This window comes from Clostridium facile, from assembly GCF_014297275.1.
GTDB lineage: Bacteria > Bacillota > Clostridia > Oscillospirales > Ruminococcaceae > Massilioclostridium > Massilioclostridium facile.
The window spans coordinates 393,412-411,403 of the sequence record NZ_JACOQK010000001.1 but is presented as its reverse complement, the minus strand read 5'-3'; the positions used below and the strand labels follow the sequence as shown (position 1 = coordinate 411,403).

The 17,992-nt window shown below is 38.4% G+C and carries 11 protein-coding genes; 6 read left to right on the top strand and 5 right to left on the bottom strand.

Annotated features, from left to right (window positions below; all coding sequences use genetic code 11):
• Positions 1–140 precede the first annotated feature (140 nt).
• From H8Z77_RS01540 to H8Z77_RS01525, 4 genes are all read left to right on the top strand, one after another.
• Positions 141–830: an iron-sulfur cluster assembly scaffold protein gene (locus H8Z77_RS01540; protein WP_069989176.1), complete on the top strand. Its 690-nt coding sequence runs from the start codon at positions 141–143 to the stop codon at positions 828–830.
• Between the two features lie 18 nt (positions 831–848).
• Positions 849–1,850 (top strand): GGGtGRT protein, encoded by a 1,002-nt coding sequence (locus H8Z77_RS01535; protein ID WP_069989177.1) that lies wholly within the window; start codon positions 849–851, stop codon positions 1,848–1,850.
• Positions 1,851–2,040: 190 nt separating this feature from the next.
• Positions 2,041–2,310 carry a hypothetical protein gene (locus H8Z77_RS01530; RefSeq protein ID WP_069989178.1) on the top strand — a complete coding sequence of 90 codons (270 nt, stop codon included), beginning with the start codon at positions 2,041–2,043 and terminating at the stop codon, positions 2,308–2,310.
• 11 nt (positions 2,311–2,321) lie between these two features.
• A complete protein-coding gene (locus H8Z77_RS01525; protein ID WP_186995950.1) occupies positions 2,322–2,597 on the top strand; it encodes a DUF1871 family protein in 276 nt (91 codons plus the stop codon).
• A 477-nt stretch (positions 2,598–3,074) separates the two neighbouring features.
• On the opposite strand, the gene H8Z77_RS01520 is transcribed toward H8Z77_RS01525, so the two are convergent.
• Positions 3,075–7,232: a glycosyl hydrolase gene (locus tag H8Z77_RS01520; RefSeq protein WP_186995949.1), complete on the bottom strand. Its 4,158-nt coding sequence runs from the start codon at positions 7,230–7,232 to the stop codon at positions 3,075–3,077.
• Positions 7,233–7,572: 340 nt separating this feature from the next.
• Here H8Z77_RS01520 and H8Z77_RS01515 point away from each other — a divergent pair, with 340 nt between their 5' ends.
• Together H8Z77_RS01515 and H8Z77_RS01510 are read left to right on the top strand one after the other, a co-directional pair.
• The gene (locus tag H8Z77_RS01515) at positions 7,573–8,400 is read left to right on the top strand and encodes a mechanosensitive ion channel family protein (protein WP_069989181.1); all 828 of its coding nucleotides are present in this window, start codon (positions 7,573–7,575) and stop codon (positions 8,398–8,400) included.
• 14 nt (positions 8,401–8,414) lie between these two features.
• Complete coding sequence (locus H8Z77_RS01510; protein WP_069989182.1) at positions 8,415–9,383, top strand: sodium:calcium antiporter; 969 nt, start codon at positions 8,415–8,417, stop codon at positions 9,381–9,383.
• 496 nt (positions 9,384–9,879) lie between these two features.
• On the opposite strand, the gene H8Z77_RS01505 is transcribed toward H8Z77_RS01510, so the two are convergent.
• The 4 genes from H8Z77_RS01505 to H8Z77_RS01490 all read right to left on the bottom strand — a co-directional run bounded on the left by H8Z77_RS01505 (position 9,880) and on the right by H8Z77_RS01490 (position 17,874).
• Positions 9,880–14,394, bottom strand: a complete 4,515-nt coding sequence (locus H8Z77_RS01505) for a family 78 glycoside hydrolase catalytic domain (protein ID WP_186995948.1) — start codon at positions 14,392–14,394, stop codon at positions 9,880–9,882.
• 377 nt (positions 14,395–14,771) lie between these two features.
• Positions 14,772–15,455: an LPXTG cell wall anchor domain-containing protein gene (locus H8Z77_RS01500; protein ID WP_186995947.1), complete on the bottom strand. Its 684-nt coding sequence runs from the start codon at positions 15,453–15,455 to the stop codon at positions 14,772–14,774.
• Between the two features lie 68 nt (positions 15,456–15,523).
• Complete coding sequence (gene srtB, locus H8Z77_RS01495) at positions 15,524–16,282, bottom strand: class B sortase (RefSeq protein ID WP_069989185.1); 759 nt, start codon at positions 16,280–16,282, stop codon at positions 15,524–15,526.
• A complete protein-coding gene (locus tag H8Z77_RS01490) occupies positions 16,279–17,874 on the bottom strand; it encodes an LCP family glycopolymer transferase (protein WP_186995946.1) in 1,596 nt (531 codons plus the stop codon). The genes srtB and H8Z77_RS01490 overlap by 4 nt, the downstream gene beginning before the upstream one ends.
• Positions 17,875–17,992: the final 118 nt, after the last annotated feature.

Genomic DNA, 17,992 nt, shown 5'->3' with positions numbered 1-17,992 from the left:
CGCTAAAAAACTAGCTGTTTCCACTTGATAAAAGAAAAGAAACATATTATAATAAAAATAATTGAGTAATTTTGTGATTACTTAAGTCTGCATTGCTTCGGCAATTTTATTTTTGGAAACTAACCGAAAGGAGTCTCTTTATGAATTATTCACATGAAGTCGAGAACATGTGCGTTCTCAAAAAAGGTCCCAACCATGGTCCTGCTCCAATCCCTGAAGAAGGAAAATGGGTAAAAGCTTATCAAATTTCTGATATTTCTGGTTTGTCCCATGGTGTGGGCTGGTGTGCTCCACAACAAGGTGCATGTAAGTTAACTTTAAATGTTAAAAATGGTATTATCGAAGAAGCTTTAGTAGAAACATTGGGCTGCTCCGGTATGACCCACTCCGCTGCTATGGCTGGCGAAATTCTGCCAGGTAAAACCTTGTTGGAAGCTTTAAATACCGACCTGGTTTGTGATGCTATCAACGTTGCTATGCGTGAAATTTTCAAACAGTTGGCATATGGTAGAAGCCAGACTGCTTTCTCTGAAGATGGCCTGCCAGTTGGCGCTGCTCTGGAAGACTTAGGAAAAGGCCTGTGTTCTCAGGTTGGTACTACTTTCAGCACAAAAGCAAAAGGTGTTCGTTACCTGTCCTTAGCAGAAGGATACATCTTAAACGTTGCTATCAACCAAGGCGAACCTACCGGTTACAAATTCGTAAGATTGGGCAAAATGATGGAAGATATCCGTCACGGCGTGGCTCCAGCAGAAGCTTACGAAAAAAATATCGCTACATATGGTCGTTATGAAGATGCTGAACAATATATCGACCCTCGTGAAGAATAATTAAGGAGGTTTCGTACTATGGCTAATTTTGAAGGTAAAGAAAGAAGAATGCCTAAAATCGAGAAATGCCTGGCTCAATACGGCTGGTCTACTCTCGAAGACGCACAAGCTTTTTGTCAAGAGCATGGCGTTGACTGTGAACAATTGGTAAAAGGCATCCAACCAATCGCATTTGAAAATGCTGTATGGGCTTACACTCTGGGTACAGCAATCGCAATTAAAAAAGGTTCCAAAACCGCTGCTGATGCTGCTGAAGCAATCGGTGAAGGTTTGGAAGCATTCTGTGTTCCTGGCTCCGTTGCAGAACAGAGAAATGTTGGTTTAGGTCACGGTAACTTAGGCGCAATGCTGCTGCGTGACGAAACAGAATGTTTCTGCTTCTTAGCTGGTCATGAATCCTTCGCAGCTGCGGAAGGTGCAATCGGTATTGCTAGAACCGCAAACAAAGCACGTAAAAAACCTTTGCGCGTTATCCTGAACGGTCTGGGTAAAGATGCTGCTTACATCATCTCCAGAATCAATGGTTTCACCTATGTGGAAACTGATTTTGATTTTGCTACAAGCACTGTAAAAGAAGTTCGCCAGGTTGCTTTCTCCGATGGTGAAAGAGCTCAGGTAAAATGCTATGGTGCTAACGACGTTCTCGAAGGCGTTGCTATCATGAAAAAAGAAGGCGTTGACGTTTCCATTACAGGTAACTCCACCAACCCAACCCGTTTCCAACACTTAGTTGCTGGTACCTATAAAAAATGGGCAATCGAAAACGGCAAAAAATACTTCTCCGTTGCTTCCGGTGGTGGTACAGGACGTACCCTGCACCCAGATAACATGGCTGCTGGTCCTGCTTCCTATGGTCTGACTGACTCTATGGGCCGTATGCACGGTGATGCTCAGTTTGCTGGTTCCTCCTCCGTTCCTGCTCACGTTGAAATGATGGGCTTGATCGGTATGGGTAACAACCCAATGGTTGGTGCTACTGTTGCATGTGCAGTTGCTGCATATGAAGCTTGCAATAAATAATCACAAATTCTATAGAAAAAGAGCTGCTAAAAAGCAGCTCTTTTTTGTTGCTAAAAATAAAAATTTTACCTTATTCCAAAATAGCATTTACTGTTCCGTACATATAAAAATATTTCTTTACAAATATCCCTTTTATGTGTAAACTTAGGTTATAGTAATGTAGGCATAACATGAAATAGGTGGTAATGAAATGGGTAAAAAAATAAAATATATAAAATTAGATGCCGATGATATAATGGAAATCGTATTACATTATTATCAAGAAAAATTTGATCATAGTGAACATGCACGAGGAATTCTACTAGGGACTCCTGAAAAAGACTTAAGATTCATTGGAGTATTTGGGGATTTAAATAATAAAAATATTGAAAATATTGATTTAGAAGAGGTTGATCAAAATATGGATTATAATGGAGATCATGCTTGGTTAAAGCGTAATCCAGATTTTTATATTAAGTAACCCATATAGATATGAGGGAAATATTAGATTTTAATACTGTAAAAAAACATATTGATGAATGGGACCCTATCGATTTATTGGCTTTTTGCCCAAATGATGAGTATGATGGCGAAAGTCGGATGATAGTAGATTCTTTTCACAAAGAAAATGATTTGGGAAAATTAATCTACAATATTTTTAGGGAATCATTTGGAGAATCTACGTTCCGTAAAAGCTTAGAAGAATGTAATCAAGTCGCTCAAAAAATAATGAAATCTATCAAGGATTTAAAATATAAAATCAGGTAAAAATCTGCCTTTCATGTCAGCATTTTTAAGCATGTGCGATTATTTTAAATTTGATATTGATAACTCTAATTCAGAAAAAGTAAACGAGATTATTGTTTACTTGAAAAATTAACACCTATACAATTTGATAATCTTTTATCTATTGTTAAAGATATGGTAGAGTAATTTCTATGAATGAACGAGAAACCCTCTATTATATATTTTGCGAACTTGAAAAATAGTAAAACATACAAAAATGATATCTATTTATTTGGACAGATGTCATTTTTTAATTCTTTTCAAACTATCTCTGTTATATGAAGCTGGTATAGGGCGTATGAGTACAATTAAATCTATTGTTTTCACTTTTCCTATTTAACATTTTCCTGACTAGACTTTATTAATCATTTATTTTTCTACCTAATTACTGATATTTCAAAAGGCTGGTTAAAAACCAGCCTTTTGCTTATATTAAGAGAAAAAGAAATTTACTATTTATTATTTTTTCTTACAGGTGAGTAATAATGCTGCACCAGCCAATGTGATTGCTGCCAAGCCTGCGATTGGGACAAAATCGCCTGTTTTCGCTGTATTCGCTTTTGTGGTTGTGCTTTCCTGCCCTGTTTGGATAGTATTATTATCAGTAGATGGAGTTTCTGTTGTATTCTCTACTGATATTAAATCTTCCATCGCTGCACGTACATTTGCTACTTCTGCATCTACCTCTTCCTGGGTTGCGTTTTCATTTTCCAGTACTGCTTTTGCATCCTTTACTGCTGCTGTTAGTATTGCGTAGCTTTCTGATGTGTATGCACTTGCATCAATCTTATTTGCTTGTGCAAGAACATCTTCTAAAACAGATTTATCTGCTTTGAACCGTAAGTTTAGCATTGCATTTAATAAATTATCCGATACCTCATTGATTTCTGCCTGCATGGCATCTCCATCTTCGGATACTGCTTTCGCTGCTGCTAAGGCTTCTGTAAATTCTGCTTTGCCTGCTTCTACATATTTGTCCAGCTCAATCTCGTCCGCTGCTGCAATCAGTTGATCCAGTTCTGTTTTATCACCAGCGACAAATCCTAATTTGTGGATTTCATTCAATAAAGTTTTCCATGCTGCATCTACATCTTCCTGAGTTGCGCTGTAGTTTGCGGCTACTGCTTGAGCGTTTTCCAAAGCAGCGTCAAAGGATTTTTGTACGCTTTCAATGGCATTATCATATTCTCCACTGGCTTTCGCATTTTCCGCATATTTGATGACAGAATTTAAAATACCTTTATCAGCGGTTTCCTCTGGCATATCCGCGGATAGGACAACTTCTGTATACGGCTTGAGAACTACAGAGGTTAAGCCATAATCCGTATCACGGCTCTCTGTAACCCATGGAGAATCCACATAACCTGTTTCCAAACTAATCCTGTTCTTTACAGTGGTATCTAATTTGATTTGAATGGTGTTCTCTCCTGGCTTCAGATAATTTCCAATATCTACAACTTCATTGATAGAGTCGATCTTATCAATGGTTGTGTCATTCACAGTTACTTTTGTTACCATATCTTCATCATGAGCAAAGGTAACAACAGCACCTTTAGAGGAATCCCAATCTTCTGGCAAAGTAAAGGTTTTGGTATAATAGCCAATACCGGATACATCCCGCATACTGGTGACTTCATTGAGAGAAGTACTCAGCGCTTTTAAATCATCTTCGGAAACATCCAAAGAAGTCCAAGGAATCAATGCGATATTTGCGTAATTTAAGGTAGTGATTTTATGTGCGGTTGGATCAATCAGTTCCCCGTTTTCATCTAGATTTTCTGGACTGTCATCTGGCCCATAACTGTCCAGTTGGAGATTCCAGCCTTCTCCGCTCAAATCAATCTCTGCCATTGTTTCATCAATCGTAATTTCTTTTGTAGTTCCATCCGAGAATTTGACCGTATCGGTTCCAACCGTATTAGAACGGTATACAATATCGTTTCCATCATACACAACGGTTCCATTTGCTTCCTCTACATGAACATCCTGTGAAGATCCAAATTCTTCCTGGTCCGGTGCAATTGCAATAATGGTAGATTCTTGTGGTTCCAGGGTAACATCACAGGTAATGGTATCTTCTGTCTGGGTATAGTGAGCGATTGGAGTAATTTCACCAGTCCAAGAATCCATTATGTAAGGAGTTCCCTGCCCTTCTAATGTCATTGTTGTGGTTTGTGTCTCCTCTGTACTATTAAAGATATAATAGTAATCGGAATTCGTGGAATCGGTGCGGTGGGAAGTTTCAATACCCGAAGCCTGGTAAGAAGCTGCTGAGGAAACCTGAAGCTGATCCAGTATTGTTAACAGCTCCTCTTCTGAGGAAACACTTGCTACTTTTTCATGCTGTTTTAATTGGTCCACCAATTGTACCAATGTTTCATCATTATTGTCCGCTGTTTCGGTTCCATATACCTGGGATGGGCTGCAATTATACAGGATAATTGGCAAACCGGCGTCTGCGTACTGGTTCAGTTTTTCCAAAGTATCCACGGATAATACGTTTGCTTCATTTAAAATAACCGCTTTATAGGACGGGCCATCCTCATATAATACGCCGTTGGTCACATTTGCGTTTTCGCTCTTTAATAAGGCTTCACTTAAAATGTTATAGGAATAACCGTTGTCCAACAATCCCTGCATGCAGTTACCGGATAAAATACTAAAGGAAGAACTGGTGTCATTTAATAGAGCAACATCTACTTTTGCTGTACCATTTTGCAATAATGCCTGGTTGCGGGACATAAAATCAGCTATGGTATTGACATCCTCCCAATAGATTTGACGTTGGTTCCATGCGGTAAACTCACCAACACCGGCGCCACCGCCGCCCCAGCCCCAGCCTGGCCAAGCAGTATGATTATTATCAAATGTTTTTGCGTATGGTGTACCATGTAAGATCACACGGTTAACACCATGAGAAAAGTTAGAGTTCAAAATACCAGCAATTGTTTCCCAGGTGCTTGCAATCTTAATAGTAGTGATTGCTTCCATCGAAAGATATTGTTTATCGTACATATTCACCGCTGCGGAAAGGTTTCTCAAGCCATCGCCGGAAGTAGCGTTATCCCCTTCTGGGATATCCAAAGCCGCTGCTGCGCCGGCAATATCCAACCCGGTTAAGGTGTAGCCCTGGGCGCGGTAATTATAATGAAATGTTTTTGCCCATTCACTAATCACGGAAGCATGGTCGCTCTCATATAATTCCCCTAATTTTAGGTTGTAATCCTCTACAATCCGGCTTGTAACATCATTGTTAAACTGGATTGGTGGTGTAGTATTTCCGCCACCACCAGGGCCTCCTGGGAATCCTCCACCGGATGATTTTGCGGAGTTAACTGCAACTACTGTAGCAAACTCATCTGCATACGCATACCCTTCATCCAATTCATTGAGCATATTATGGGTCCAGAATGGCCCTGTGTGGCTTGCTTCAATAGAATCCTCAAAAATACTGCTTCCATTTTCTTTTAATAAGGAAACTAGTTCTGGATCGCTTAAGAAATGCTCATTCCAGTAATCAATTACTTCTTGAATCCCTTCTGTGCTAAAATAATCAGTCGCATAGGTACGGCCATACATGGTATTGATGCCGCCTCCAGAGAGAACCTGTCCTGTACCTCTCTCAAATACGCCAAATAAAACCCAATCGCCCGCTTTTATTTCCGCATCATTATCCAATGTACCCAACTTGCCTTTTATTCCATTTAAATCAGCTTGATACAGTTCCTGCCAATCCGCCATACGTTTACGGTTTCCCTGGGAATCAAATTTTTCCCCATCTGGGATTTCTTCTGTTGGTACATCTCCAAATGCTTCATATATATTATCTAAAATAGCCTGTTTTTGTGTTTTATCACCACCGGCCATTTCTTCCGCTTTTGCCTCGTCCGGAATACCGGCCGCATATCCAGCCCCTTCTTTCACTGAAACAGAATCTTTCAAGCTGGTAATGGAATCAAAATCAAACGTTAAATTTCCATCCGCATCAACACTTTCTACTTGAATAGCGGAAGCGTCGGTAAAACGGTCTACCGTTAAGAAGTAACCATTTCTACTGTCCGTTGTTTTTTGTTCCGGCATAGCCAGATCTTTTGTCCCATTGTTTAAATCATCCTGTGTGATTTTGGTATATTGGTAGGATAATTCTGTGGAAGCGGTGGTTTCATTTGGGTCGATTGTATTGATAACCGGCGGCCAATGGGAGGTAATTGTAATATCCACCTTAAAACCGCCTTCAATCGCATTGGCGGCCCGCAACGTCTTTTTCAGTACATTTACCCAGTTTTCTGTACCCCAGCCATATTCTTTCGCCTGTTGATTGGTATAAGTAGTTTCGTCTGCAATCATCGCAATTTCAACGCCGCCAAAACCGCCCTTTGCCATAGCTTCAATTTGCTCCGAAATTAGGTCATCCGCATCCGCTCCTGCTCCAGCATCAGGAAACCAAAAACGAGCCATCGGTTTGGAGTCCACATCAATATTTTTAAATGCATGAATAATGGTGTTCTCTCCAATTTCTTCTTGTGCCTGTGCTGTGAACAATCCACTTGTCATAGTAGCGCCCATTGCGATTGCCAAGACAGATGCCAACAGCCTTGATGTCTTTTTTTGTTTCATTTTTTTTACACTCTCCTTTTGCCCAATAATTTTATGAAATTTAACTATAAATAATTATATAAATAAATTATTTATATCAATTTAGATTTATTATAAAAAAATTTTCTAATCCCTACAAGGTACTTATTTTACCTTTTTATGGCTTAATTTTACCTGTTGTTTCAAATACAAAAAAATATTGTAACTAATAGCCAAATAATAATTCTTTTTTTCTCTGAAAGATACAAAGCTTTTTTGAAAATAAGTTGACGTCAGCCAAAAACACCGATATAATGGTTTTAAATCATAAAATACTCATTATTGCTATAATAGATAATCGATAACATAGGAGGGAATTTCCATGCAATGGAACTGGGAACAAATTGGAGCCGCAGCACTCGATTTTATTATTAAATATGGAGGAAAATTGCTGCTGTGCTTAATTATTTTTATCATTGGAAGAATAATCTTAAAGTTCCTTTTAAAAATCACCAATGTAGCGATCAAAAAAACAACAGTCAGTGAACAGGCCATTAAATTTGTTCAAGCAATTATTAAGGTAGCATTTTATATTTTTATCGCATTGGCGGTATTATCTATTTTTGGCGTACCAACCACACAGTTTGTCGCGTTATTCAGTGCAGTTGGATTAGCACTTAGCTTAGCAATTAAGGAAACTCTAGCAAACTTTGCGCAGGGCGTCATTATGATGTTTAGTAAGCCCTTCCAAATAGGGGATTATATTGAAGCCAACGGAGTAGAAGGCACTGTGAAAAAAATAGAATTGGTTTACACCCGCCTGATTACCCCGGATAATAAAAACATTATGATTCCAAATGGGGAACTCACCTCCGCTAAGATTATCAACTATTCCGCAGAGCCTGTCCGCCGCTTAGATTTAACTTTTTCTATTGGGTATGATGATAATATTGACGAGGCAAAGCAACTGATTAAAACAATTGTTAGCAACCATCCCCTTGCTTTGAAAGATCCGGAACCATTCTTTGGCGTCTTAGAGCAGGGTCCAAGCTCTATTGATATTACCTCCCGTGTCTGGGTGAAAACCGAAAATTATTGGAATCTACACTTTGATTTACAGGAACAAATTAAAAAATGCTTTGATGAACACAATATCAATATTCCATACCAACAGATGGATATCCATATTCTGGACAAAAAAGCAAATTAACGGAGGGTGTTGGATTGATCTATCTATTCTATTTTATTTTAGCTGCAGCCGTCATTTTATTTGCTACAAGGCTTTCTTATTACATTGATTTATTGGATAAAACCACTGGTTTATCTGGGGCGTTTTTAGGCGGGGTTATGTTGGCGGCTGTCACCAGTATCCCAGAACTGATTACTAGCATTACTGCGGTGGCAATTGTAAAACAGCCAGATATGGTAATTGGAAATATTTTAGGCAGTAACCTATTTAACATTACGGTGTTAGGAGCATTGATGCTGTTTGGTATGAAAAAATTCAAAAACTCTTCTTTAGCATTTGCCCACAAAAATACATGTTATGCCTTGTTAGTTGTTACGGTATTGGTATCTTTAGTGTTATATGCCCAGTTAGAATTTCAAATTTTTACAGTAAGTTGGGTATCCATTGCGATTATGGTAGTCTATCTATTTGCGGTACGGAAAATGTCCTCTTCAGAAGGGGAAGAGGAAAATGACCCATTGGTCATTGATATGAGCACCAAACAAATCGTCATTCGATTTATAATCAACAGTATATTGCTGGTAGTTGCTAGCGTTCTGATTACAATTATTTCTGACCAAATCGCTGTTGATTTAGGCTTAGGTAAAACATTTGCAGGAGCCCTGTTACTTGCGGTTGCTACATCCCTACCAGAATTAGCTTCCTCCATCGGTTTAGTGTTCCGTGGAAATTTCAATGCAACTGTTGGCAATATTGTAGGAAGCAATCTATTTAATTTTACTATTTTATTTGTTTCAGATCTGTTTTTGGTACATGGTACTATCTACGACCAAAGTGGAGTTTCTTTGTTGGTTTATGGATCAATTTCTACGATAGTTCTCACATTGCTGCTATTAGCAAAATCAAAACAGGACAAGTTAAAGCCTAAATTGCAAACCGTAATTTATAGTGTTGGAGCTGTTCTATGTACAGCGGGATACTTAGTTTATCTTGCCTTCCATTAGAATCACCTGTTAAACAGATGGTTTGTACAAAGCGAAAAGTATTCATGCGTGGACTTATTTTTCCTTTGTTTAATCCTTGTAGTATTTTGCTACATTCATCATATCTAAAGAAGAATTAACTTGTATCTGATTGGATATTTTTGGTATAACCTTTGATATACACCCACATAGCGGATAGTCCCTTATTTTTCAAAGCGTAAAACTGTCGAAAGACATTGTGCATTATCCTTTGTCTATGTTAGGCCTGTATGCTGTTTATTAAAGTCCACATCATAATTATAAGTGTTTCTATAAGCTTTGGAAAAAGCTTTATTAGTAGAGAAAAACTGGATTTTTACTCCATTGTCTTTCCTACTAACCAATTACAATAGAATTTTTTTAAATTGATTTATAGTACTATATGAAAACACGAAGTACAAAAGCCACCAGTTCTAAAATAGAACTGGTGGCTTTTTTTATTCATTCCAATAGCTTATTTCGCTATTACAACTAAATTTTATTTTTTCCGTTTCTTTGCTCCAATGGCTGTTGCACCCGCTGCTGCCAATACTATTAACCCTGCAATTGGAGCAACATCGCCTGTTTTTGCTGCATTTGCTTTTGTTGTAGATTCCTGTCCAGTTTGAGTAGCTGTATCATTAGTGGATGGTGTTGTTTCTTCTGGAATACTTCCATCTACTGCTACTAACTGATCCATTGCAGTTTGTACATTTGTTACTGCTGTATCTACTTCTTTCTGAGTCACATTTTCATCTGCCATTACGTCATTTGCATCTTTTACTGCCGCTTGCAGTGCTGCATAGCTTTCCTCTGTGTATGCACTTGCATCTTTACTATTCGCTTCTGCAATTACTTTTTCCAGAATGGATTTATCCGCTTTGTATCTCAGGTTCAGCATCGCATTCAACAGGTTGTTTTCTGCTGTTTCGATTTCTGTCTGCATTGCGTTATCTTTATTCGCAAGTAATTCCTGTGCTGCTTTCAATGCTTCTTTAAATTCTGCTTGACCTGCTTCTACATAGTCATTCATGTCATAACCTTCTGACAATGCTACTAGAGTTTCTAAGGAAGTGATATCCCCTTTCACAAAGCCTAGTTTATGAATTTCGGTCATCAATGTTTTCCATGCCGCGTCTACTGCATCCTGAGTTGCTGCTGGATCTGCTGCTACTTCTTTCGCTGCATCCAATGCTGCATTAAAGGTTTCCTGTACATCTTTGATGACATTGTTAAAGTCATCAGATGCTTTCTGTTCTTCTGCGTAGGTAATCACTTTGTTCAAGATATCTTTATCTGATTCTTCTACTACGCTACCTTGTTCACTCGCTACAAAGTGGTAACTTCCACTGCCTACTGTGTATACATAGTCACCGTTTTCTTCCTGGCCTACATAGGTTATTCCATTTCCATCTTTCTGGAAAATATCATTGCCAGATTCGGTAATAGTTTTCGCGTCTTTCATTGGGATTTTAATCGTTGCGGTACTGTTTGCTGGAACAGTTACATCCCATACTAGATCGCCGTCTACTATATCCCAATTGGATTCTGCTAAACCTTTTAAAGTGTCTATCGAGGTATCTACATATTCCAGTTCGCTTTCGATACCTGGACGGTAGATAATTTCCTCATAACCTGCTCCAGTTGCTGTAATTCCGCCTAAGCCTTCATATACCCAGGCTCCTAAACCGCCGCCCATCATCGCATGGTTTTGGGAATCCCAACGGTTCTCCCCTGGAGGATTGTTGGAATTAAAGGTTTCACCTGCTTTATCCCAGTATTCCCACAAGGTTGTGGCGCCATTGTCTAACATATATCCAAAGGAACATTTCTCTGGAGTGGTTGTCAAATCCAACAACACTTTGTGTTGGTTTGCTTCGGATAATGTATCATAAATGGATTTTGTCCCTAATACGCCTGTCATTAATGTAGTATTTGCGTTAGAAACATTGTTTAAAATGCTTTGGACAATCGTATCTTTGTCCTGCTCCGCAACAATCCCCAAATCTACTGCCATAGCATTCGCTGTCTGAGTATCACTACTATAATAAGTTCCCTGGTTAAATTTAGCTTGGATTGCCTGGTTCATATTTTCCAAATAAGCATCCAGTTCTGTATGGTCTTCTCCAATGATTTCAGCCATTTCGGACAGTAATACACCGGAATAGTATACATAGGAAGCGGAAAGCCAATTACGGTCCACTTTACCATTTTGGTTATCATAGCCCAGCCAGTCGCCAAAAGTATTGTTTGTAATAATATAATCGTGGTCAGTGTCCAAATTTTGATAGAATTGGAATACTTCCATCATACTTGGATAAGCCATTTCGATATAATAGGAATCTCCGGTTTGCATATAGGTCTGGTATGGGAATACAAAATAAGCGGATGTCCAGGTTGGATCAATATATCCGTATTCATCAGTACCTTGAGGCATAGATGCTGGTTTTGGTACACGAACTAAAGGCTGGCCATCTGGATAAATATTATCATACATGGTTTTCATATATGCTTCCGCGGAGTTGTAATCCGCCAGCATCATAGAAGCTGCTTCCTTAATCACAGAAGCGTCCCCTGTCCAGCCATCTTTTTCACGTTGCGGGCAGTCGGTATAGTTTCCTACCAGATTGGATAACTGGGATTGATGGTACATGTCATATATTTTATTTAATCTATCATTGGAAGAAGTAAAGCTACCTGTTTCCTCAATATCATCACTGACAAAACAAGCTGTAATATTTTCTGCTGTCAGTTCCCCTGGAAAATTCTCCACTTCAACATAACGGAACCCAGTGGAGAAGAATTTTGGTTCAAATGTATCGTTTCCACCAGTCAAGGTATAGTTATTATAAGGGAAATGGTAGGTAGTATTTGCGTAAATGCTTCCATCATCGTTTTGTAATTCCGCATAGCGCAGGGTGACTACGTCGTCTTTTTGCCCTTTTACATTCAACCGCGCATATCCGGACATATTTTTGCCGAAGTCAACAACATAGCATTCTGTCGCTTCTCCTGGTTCTGGGAAATTCCATTTTGTTGTATCCACACTGTCAAATTCATCTGACCAAATCACTTCACCGTTTTGGCTTACACGGATGTAATTTACGGAGAATTCTTCTTGAACACCAGCACGAAGCCCTAACCGCCCCGAGGTCTGCCCATCCGCAAAGGTATTGGTACAAATCAATTCATCTTCCAAATAAGTTTTTACTTCATTGCCTTTTACCTCAATTTTCATCTTTAATGGGGTATCATATTGGACTTTAGCGTTTGGATAGGAATCACGCTGTGACCAATCTCCTGGTTGATGTGTTTTTACCACATTTCCCTCCGCAACATTGAACTGCCACAATCCTCCATTTGGATTTCCAGAACCAAACAGAAGCCCAAAAGCAGTATTTTTCACCGTTACTTCTGTTTCAATAGTATAATCTCCAGAGAAGCTTTGATTGGTATAATAAGTCTCTTCTCCACTTGTTCTAGGTAAATATAGCTGACCATCCGCCGCATAAGGTTTCGATTTATCGTATTTCGTAACTTTTTGAATACTAACTGGTTCTACTTCTTTGATTACTTTTGTTGCGGAAACTGCAGGTTCTACAATTGGGTCAGCTGGAACATTCCATTTATTTGAGTCAATCTTATCAAAATGATCTTCAAACAAAATGTTTCCAGATTCATCGGTTACCTTTAAATAATCCATAGTAAAGGCTTCATCCACTGTGGAACGGAATCCAATTTTGCCAGCGGTTTGCCCATCTTCAAAAGTGCGGGTATCAATCAAAGTATCCCCTAAGTAGGATTCCACGGTATTTCCGGTTATTTTAACTTTCATGATCAAATCTTGATTATACTGGATTTGGTCATTGACGTAGGACTGGTTGGTAGACCAGTTACCCGGATTATGTACTTTAAACAGATTCCCTTCAATTACATTAAATTGCCACAAAGCGCCATTTGGATTACCGGAACCAAAAACCAAGCCAAAGGCGTTTTGTTGAACAGAAACTTTTGTTTCAATAGTATAATTGCCGGAGAAAGACTGATTGGTGTAGTAAGTGCCTGCATTTGCTGGAACTACCAACTTGCCATCTTCGCAGTACATGGAAGTGGACCCACAAATTCTGGCGTTGGACCAAGTATTATCCTCTACATAATCGTTGGTATCCCATCCAACCATCAGATTAGGATTTTGGTCTTCCCCTGTTTCAAAAGTAGCTCTGGTTACCGGAGAACTGGTGCTTCCTCTCCAATCTGTTCCAGTATTAATCTCCTGAACACTGCCATCTTTATAATAGATTTTAATTGTTCCTAAAGTTTTTCCACCCATTGGAGTAACATTACCCAGCATAATCCCTGCTGTGTTTTCCCCATCTAATAGATAAGGTTTAATATCATAAGTATTATAATATACCCGAACATCAGGAACTGGTTTTTTTGGTCCAAGAACCCATTCCCCTACTTTTTGTCCATTCATTCTGGTTTCAATCATAGAGGTAGATGTCATATAAGCTCTAGCACGGTCGACTTGATCCAATGGCTGATCAAGCTGGAAAGTCTTACGAACTACTCCATAACCAGACCCAATCCAATTTCCATTTAGTTGTTCTGGTGCTGTTTCAAATGTTTCTGGTTCACTAAATCCAGATTCATGTCCATGCTGGTCACGAATATTAACCTGCCAGGTATAAACCGTTTCTGGTTTTAAATTTTTTGGAGTAATACCGGATTGGTCATCCGATTCTACCCATCCACTCTCCCAAACTGGATTACCTTGTGTATCTTTTACAATAACAGAATAATGTGTTTGTAATACTCCACGTTCTTGCGCATTAATATTCCATGCGAAACGCACATTATCTGCGTCAATTCCAATATCACTATTAGAACTTGTTTGGAAAGCGGAGACTTCCAAACCATCGCCCTCTAAGGCAAACGCTGGAAGTACTGTACCAACAACAGATACTGCCATCGTTGCAGAAAGCACAACGCTTAAAAGCCGTTTCATCTTCATATTCTTTTTCCTCCTAGATTTTAAAACTGTGTTTTCATTGGAATAACCATAGCTTCCAAATAAAATACAAGCTTATTATACTCTGATATAGATTTCATCACAATAGAATAAATTCACAAAACTTATCTAGTTTTATTATGCATATTTAACATTAGATAGATTTCCGTAAATTTTCTAAAAATGAGATTAATATCAATAGAACACTGCTTCCATAGAGACTTTGTTTTTATCTCCAGTAGAACTGACCAAAACAAAAAGAGGACAGAATAGATTATCTATCCTATCCTCTATCTATAGAAGGTATGTCGTAAGCAGATATGTTCCTGTTTTCGTTTAACCCTCGTTGTATGCATCCTTTATTGGATGTTTTATGAGCGTTAACCGTTTATGTTTTTATATTTTTTATAAAATACTACTCCACTAGTCGCTAACCCTGCAGCTACTACCAGCAATAGCATCCCCATTTGATTGTCTCCTGTTTGAGGAGATGTTCCAGTGCTTCCAGGTCCATCTGTCCCTTTGTTTACATATACTAATGCTACCGGAGACGCGGAGTGAAACGCTGCTGTTACTTTGTTTTCACTCTGGGTTGTATTTAACAGTTCCCAGCCATCTTCTGCACATTTGTGCAGTACAAATACATCGATATTGGATGTTGTGGTATTACAAATAAAATCCACATTTACTGGATTGCTTTTTGTTGGTGCTGGAGATACGTCCAAATCCATGTTATAAATTTTCGTTAAAAAATGATACTCATTGATATCGGCTGTACCTTCATAAGCTCCCTCTACTGAGAATAAATCCAATTTATCTATTCCCAATGCTTCACTTAAGCTTTCTTTCAATTGGGTATTTAATTGGTCTACTTCCTTTTGTAGTTCTGCTGTTTCAAAGGTGTCATTTAACGTTACTGTTCCGCCTTGCACATCAGCGCTTACAATACCGCCAGTACCATTGGAAATACTGTTATACTCTACAGCTCCTACAGATGTTGCACCTATCATCGTTACCATCGCTACTGTTAAAAGCCCTGCTAACATTTTTTTAAGTTTTTTCATCTCTACCATCCTCCTTTCTCAAAAATTTTATAATTATATATGCCTACAATTCCATACTTCTACCTATGTTATTGTTCCACCATTACTGCTTGTACCAGATACCGATAATTATCTCCATGGCGGTCACAAGTGGATAATGTGATAATATGGCTTTCCTTTGTCAAATTAATATTTCTATCAATATTACTACTCATGTCTCGAGTATCCAAAATTCCTTCTAGATACCTAGAGAATACTTCTGGGTCATTAAAATTAAAGCTTTGCATTAAGTGTCGGTTATCATACAAATAAGCCGCAAAAATCTGGTATTCTAAGATATCATCTTCGGTATAAATATAGACAGTTTTATTCTGATCAAAAAACCCTTTATCTTCATATTTGTGAAGTGCTGCAAACATGGAACCATCTTTCATGTTATGCCCATAAATCAGGGTGTTTGGATCTTGAAAATCCTTTGTATTATAGTTCTCTGTAAAAATAGAACCTGCTACATTTTCTTTCCCGTCAGAGGTACGGTACATATAGTAGGAATTATCGGTCGGATGTTGCACAATAGGGTAATCAATCACTGTACCCGGAATATTAATCCACGCATAAGCATCCGGCATTGTTTCCTGTAATTTTTTAATATCCACTGGAGGCGCTTGTTTCACTTCCTGCTCTTCTGGTTCTGAAGTTTGGGAAACTGTTGCCTTTTGTCTTTCATCCTCATAGAATTGCTGTGCGGTTTTCTTTTGCAAGCTCATCCCCACAAACACTGCTGTCAAAACTACCGCCAATAATACACATAGAATGGATAGGAGTAGCCATATCTTTTTTGTTTTCACTCTGTCCCATCCCCTACTTTCACTTCATCATAATAGTTGTCGATGATCATCTGATAAAGTTCATCTTCATTGACATGATACTCCGCATAATATTCTCCACTGGTGGTTTCCCCTGGAAGTTTTACCATATCATCCGCTGTAAATCCAGAATTCAATACCAAGGAAGCTAAATATATTGCCTGGTCTATCCCGATATTAGTAACCATCTGCTGTGACAATTCTTGATACATCTGTAATGGTAGACTTGGGTTTTCTTTCATTTTTTGTTCTGCTGCCTTTAGGAAGTTTACCGCATACTGTTTTTGCCGGCTCATCCTGTCGTCATTGCTTTCCAAACCAGTATCCCGTTGTTGTAGGAATTTACTTGCTTGTTCTCCCTGTAACGTTACTGTTTTCCCATCTTGTAAAGATGGAACCAATTTAGAAAATCCTTCTGGAACGGTAACCGTAACTCCTCCTACCGCATCATTGAGTTTCTCAATTGCTTCCAGGTTCACGGCACAATAACCATGAATCGGCATTTGGTAAAATAATCCGGATACCGCCTCTTTCATCATCTCACAACTGGTATGCGCCCCATCCCCAAAGGAATAGGCTAATCCTAAATGGTTAACTGATTCTCCAGTAAAGTTCCCAGAATAATCATAGTTTTTGATTGGAACCATCGTATCCCTAGAAATTGAAATGATATTCATATCATTGGTTGTCGGGTTTAAAGAAATCAAGAAGATCGCATCCGCTTGTCCACCTTGTCCAGATACTCCTTCTACTGTTTCAATATTTTCTGTTTTTTTATCGATCCCCATACACAGGATATTAATAGTATCTTGATTATAACGGTATACTTTTCCGTTATAATAAATATCCCCTTCCTGTAGCTCCGCAGGTTGTTCTTCCTGTGTTTCTGGAACTTGGCCCTGCACTGCTGCCGCAAAAGAATTCGCACCATTTACTTTTAAAATATGGTAAGTTCCAAACGCTGTCATGGATAATAAAATCCCCAAACAAATTAAGATAATGACAACACGCAGTAAAATACGAAGGGCTGATTTTTTTGTAAAGGAAAATTGGAATAATAATAAAATACAAGATCCTAAAACCGCTCCAATCAAGTTACATAAGATATCAACAAAATCAAAAACGCCTTTTTGGAAGATCCATTGTGCCAATTCTACAACCAAGCTGAATCCAACAGCTATGAGCCAATCCCAATAGATTGTTTTTTTGTTTTTCCGTTGGAGGAACAGAAAAAATCCAATTGGAATAAACAGTATAACATTACATATCGCTTTTAAAATCCATTCCATATGAAAAGTTGTTGGTACCACCTGAAATCCTGAGCTGCCTACAGGAGAATGGAATAATATTTTTACCCCTATCACCCAAATAGCAAATACAGCCAGCATTCCCCAAAGGCTGTATTTTTTACATATTTCCCGAATATCGAATGTTTTTCTCAGACTGGCGAACAAATATACTCCAACTAAACAGAGGAAAACTCCTATTAATATATAAATAAATACCATTGGTACATTTAACAGTCCATTTGAGATCCATTCGACCCCTTGGATTAATTTACTGATTGTTCCCATTTTTCAGCTCCTATTCTCTTTGCTTATGGATTGCAAAATATATTTTTATGCAGATTTCTATACTAAGTTAAAATACTTATAATGAAATTGCTTTATCTCTTTCTAAACTTAATCAATA